Source organism: Aestuariivirga sp. (assembly GCF_044238155.1).
Taxonomy (GTDB): Bacteria; Pseudomonadota; Alphaproteobacteria; order Rhizobiales; family Aestuariivirgaceae; genus Aestuariivirga.
The window spans coordinates 1-4784 of sequence record NZ_JBIIDX010000199.1 but is presented as its reverse complement, the minus strand read 5'-3'; the positions used below and the strand labels follow the sequence as shown (position 1 = coordinate 4784).

Annotated in this window: 4 protein-coding genes; all 4 read left to right on the top strand. The window is 56.1% G+C overall.

Annotation, left to right across the window (positions count from 1 at the left end):
- Positions 1 to 498 (top strand): tetratricopeptide repeat protein (locus ACILRN_RS15710; RefSeq protein ID WP_395689886.1); only part of this gene is annotated, 498 nt, incomplete at its 5' end.
- Between the two features lie 668 nt (positions 499 to 1166).
- Complete coding sequence (locus tag ACILRN_RS15705) at positions 1167 to 2201, top strand: UDP-galactopyranose mutase (RefSeq protein WP_395689885.1); 1035 nt, start codon at positions 1167 to 1169, stop codon at positions 2199 to 2201.
- The gene (locus ACILRN_RS15700; protein WP_395689883.1) at positions 2198 to 3169 is read left to right on the top strand and encodes a hypothetical protein; all 972 of its coding nucleotides are present in this window, start codon (positions 2198 to 2200) and stop codon (positions 3167 to 3169) included. The genes ACILRN_RS15705 and ACILRN_RS15700 overlap by 4 nt, the downstream gene beginning before the upstream one ends.
- 150 nt (positions 3170 to 3319) lie before the next feature.
- Positions 3320 to 4784 (top strand): ATP-binding protein (locus ACILRN_RS15695; RefSeq protein ID WP_395689881.1); only part of this gene is annotated, 1465 nt, incomplete at its 3' end.

The window sequence follows — 4784 nt, the reverse complement described above, 5'->3', positions numbered from 1 at the left end:
AAGAATGACGTGGCTGAGTCCGAGCGCTGGTTTCTGAAGTCATCACGGTCCGACCCGGACCTGAAACTTGCCAAGCTGAACCTGGCCTACATCGCAGCCTATCAGGGTGAGTATGAGAAGGCGATTGACATAGCCTCACCGATCGCGGACGGGGGCTCCCTTCTTGAGTCGGAAGACGATAACATCAAGTATGTTGCGCTCAACCTGACGGCCCTGTCATATTCACAGCTGGACGACTTCGAGAAATCCGAGGAGTATTTCGCGAGAGCAGCTGATCTGATGCCGGAAGGAGTGTCGGTCTACTATTACTGGTCGAATTCCTACCGTCGGCAGGGCATGCATGACGAGATGAAAATGCTCATGGAGACGGCCGAACGGAATTCCGCTCAGATGGTGAATTATCCGGAACTGGCCGGGTTGTATGTCTGGCTGCCCTTGGTTCCAGGCCAGCAGCTGTCGCAACGTTCCCGTGCGAAGATCACTGATTACGAACGCTAGAGTCAGGCGGTGTGTTCCCAGCAGTCGTACCAAGAACCCGCCATTTGGTCAGCTGGCATCGGTGACTTGTCTGATTCACGACTGCGTTCCTATGACACAAAACGCTCGTAACAGCCCCACTGGGGCTGCGGCTTTATCATTGGTGTGTAAGTGAGCAATCAACCCATGAACTCTATCACCCCCGTGTCGAGGTCATAGACTGCGCTGACCATCTTCACCCACTGTGGCCGGTTTCGTCCACAGGCTGCTCAGTTTGATGTTCAGTTCAAAGCCGCCGCTTGCCGTGTTGATGACCTTCGTCCGGATAACTGGAGGTCTGTCGCCCTTCTTTTCCCTCTAAATCATGGCATCCGCGTCATTCAGGCTCCTGCGTGGCGGGCCCAGTGGGCCTGCAGCGGGTAGCGACCTGTCCGGGGCAATCGCTGACGGTGCTCGGTTCCGCGAATGCACCCGAAGGCGCGAATCGCCGGGCGTCGTGAAGGAACCGTCAGCAATCAGCGTCAATACACTAGTTGAACTTGTACCATCATCAACTGCTGTACGCATGCAAAGGTCACAAAACGGCTCTCCGCTGGGAAGGCCTTCAGCCCGCATCGATTGACCCGCCGATCGGTTTCAAGTGTAAGTATGCGCCAGGATCTGATGCATCAACTGACTAGAGCGGACCAGTGCCAGCAGCAGCGGAAGTACTAGTCGTTGGTGCTGGTTTATCCGGCAGTATCATTGCCAGGGAGTTGGCCGATGGAGGAATTCCGGTCACCTTGATCGAAAAGCGCAGCCACGTGGCTGGCAACTGCTACGATTACATCCATGCGTCCGGCATACGGGTTCACAAATATGGACCTCACATATTCCACACGTCGAACAAGAAGGTGTTTGGCTGGCTCAGCCGCTTTACCGGATGGGTGCCTTATGAACACAAGGTCGTGGCGAAGCTTGCAAGCGGACAATTGGTGCCATTCCCTCCCAATCGCCAGACGGTCTCGCAGGTTCGACCGGATGATCTGGAGGAGGTCTTCTACAGGCCCTATTCCGAGAAAATGTGGGGCATTGGTCTGGAGCGCCTGAGCGGCGCTGTCACCGGCCGGGCCGCCGCGCGCATCAACGAAGATGAAGACAGGTATTTTCCCGATGACATCTATCAGTGCCTGCCCACACCCGGCTACACCGAGCTTGTCAGAAACATTCTCGATCACCGGTTGATCACGGTAAGCCTTGAAACCGGTTTTTCAAAGTCCATGGAACGGAACTTTGCACATGTGTTCAATTCCATGGCGATTGACGAATATTTTGATTTTCGGTTTGGGGACCTTCCCTACAGATCGATCGTCTTTCATCACTCTTTGATGAATATCGAGAGGGCCAGCAACTTTCCAGTGATAAACTACACGGATCGATCTCCCTATACCCGGATCACGGAATGGAAGAACTTTCCAGGCCACGGTAATGTTCAGGACTGCACTCTTTTGACGCAAGAACAACCCTGCGATTACAAGGACAATAACCAGGAACGATACTATCCGGTGAATGACAGGCACGGGTTAAGCAGACGTACGTTCCTTCAATATAAGTCGCTGTGTCCCGCGAACATGACCTTCGTCGGGCGCTGTGGCCAGTACGCTTATCTCGACATGGATCAGGCAGCTTCATCCGCTCTGGCCGTCGCACGCCGCTTTCTGTCGGCGGAAAAGAGCATCCGATGATGTTCGTCATCTTCTGTCCGGATTACAGCACTGGCGGTCCATTTGCATTGTTGCAGCTGAACCAGGCCCTCTTGGATCTGGGGTTCAACAGCAAGGTTCTCTTTTACGACAAGGCAGAAATCAGGTTCGACTCTGCCAGCCGACGATATGATGTCATTTACTCACAGCCCATCAACATCGAGGTGCCCTTTGCGCGCTACGAGACCTGCACCTGCTTTGATGAGGACGCAGTTCTGGTCTTTCCCGAAATCCTGCTGGGCTGGGCACGCAGGTTCCACGCTTACGGACACAGAAGAAAGGTCTATTGGTGGCTGAGCTGGGATAATGCTCCGCTCGGCGAACTCAACAAGTTTGAACAGAAACTTGCCTTGCTGTCCTGTTTTCACATCTTCCAGTCTGAATACGCCAGGCGACAGGCGTCTGCACTCGGGTTCAGGGGCCCGATCGTGTCTGATTGGACGTTGCCCCAGGAGCATGTCCATGGAGATGAGGGCTTCGAGAAAACGAATGACATTTGCTTCCTGCCTGCGAAGGCACAGGGAACCGAACGGGTGATTGCCGCGCTGGAGCAGGAATTCTCCGTGATCCCGATTCGTGACATGACCCGGTTCGAGGTCTCGCAAGTGCTCCGAAAAAGCCTGGTTTTTCTCGACTTCGGGCACCAGCCCGGAAAGGACCGGCTTCCGAGAGAGGCCGTGCTTCACGACTGCATTCCCGTCCTCCGGAAAACCGGGGCCGCGGTCAGCTTCATGGATTTTCCAATTCCTGAAAACCTCAAGATCGGTATCAGGACAATGGCCAGCAGCCAGGACCTCCGTGAGTTGATCCGCCTGATCCATTCCAGACACCAGGATGTGCTGGTCTCCCTCCAGCCCTTCAAGGAAGCGATACGCCATGAGAAGACGGTGTTCTATGAACAGGTTCGGAGCCTCTGCCACGTTCTGGCGACTGATCCCTGGACGGCATGATGCCTGATGGACGAGCGAGAGGCAGGCACCATCGATTGCCTGGTGGCTCAGTATTTTTCCCTAAAGCCATCAGCCTGTCTGCGGATGGACCTGCGGTCTGCACGTGTTAAAAGCCTCGAGACGCAGATAACCTGAAAAGTAACTTTGTAGATGAGCACATCCGCACGACAACTTTCCCGCATGACCGTCACCGCAGATCAGCGTTTCCTGCGTGCCGCCTGCCTGTTCATGAAAGAGATGGCCCTGGCTGCAGGCCTTGACGAGCAGGCTGCCGCCAATCTCGAGCTGGCAACAGAGGAGGCCGGACTTCTCATCATCAACCACTCCTTTGAGGGAATAGCGAACGGTACGTTCGACATCGTCTGCGAATATGAAAACGGCCGTTTCGTGGCTGCATTCGAAGACAAGGGGCTGCCATTCGAGTGGAGCAAGGTGGGCGAGTCCGAGAAGACTCGTCAGTCCGTGGTTCTGCTCAGCGGCTTTTCCGATGAGTTGCGCCTGATCAATCGCGGCAAGGAAGGAAAGCGCCTTGAATTCGTCGTCAATCGGTCCAGTGCTTGGCTCGAAACGTCATTTCGTGATGCCGCCCATGATGAGGAGTTGGCGCAGGTTGCAGCCGCTCCGATTGACACGCCGTTGCAACTGCGGCCGCTTGATCCGGCTGCTCACGGCGTATCCCTCGCCCGCTGCATGTATAATGTCTATGGCTTCAGTTATCTCGAGACAGTCTATTTTCCCGAGCGTATCCGCAGCCTGATTGATCAGGGGTTGCTGTTGTCCTATGTCGCCGTCACCGATGATAGCGAGGTCATCGGGCACCAGGGCCTCAAGAAAGAACGCCCGGACTCGCTCGTTGCAAACATCTCAATGGGGATTGTGGATCCGCGCTTCCGTGGCCGAAAGCTCTTCGAGCGGCTGAAGGAAATGGCCATCGGCGCTGCGCGCGCCAGCGGCATGGTAGGTCTTTATGGCGAGGCGATCGCCCTGCATCCCTATTCACAGAAGGCCAATTTCGGCAAGGGTGGCCGCGAGACGGGCATCCTGCTCGGCTACGTGCCGGAGGGCTTCACCTTGAAGAAGATCAAGGACGGGGAAGAGGCCGCGCGCAACCGCCAGTCAGCGATATTGTTCTACAATCCACTCAATCCCGGTCCATCGCGCGTGGTCTATCCGCCCTCGCGTGACAGGCAGATGATCCGCCGCATCTATGATTGGGTGCAACTCGAGCGCACGCTGGCCGATGCGACGGCGGCGATGACTGCGGCATTGCCGGCTCGTGCAGAGATCACGGTGGACGTCGCCCCTGCCTTTGGCCAGGCCGTCATCTCGGTAGTGACGCCAGGCCTGGACTTGCCCCGGCAGCTCCGGGATCAGCTCAATGAACTGAAGCTCAGCCGTGTCGATGTCATTTATGTCGATCTCCCGCTGTCGCACCCGGCCACGCAGCTTCTCGCCGAAGAGGTCGAGGCCTGCGGCTTGTCCTTCTGTGGAATCTATCCCGAGAAGGGACACAACGGTGACCTTCTCCGGCTTCATCATCTGAACAATGTCCGGGTCGACCTGGCCCGGGTCACCACCGTGACTGACATGGGACGCGACCTGCTTGACTATGTCG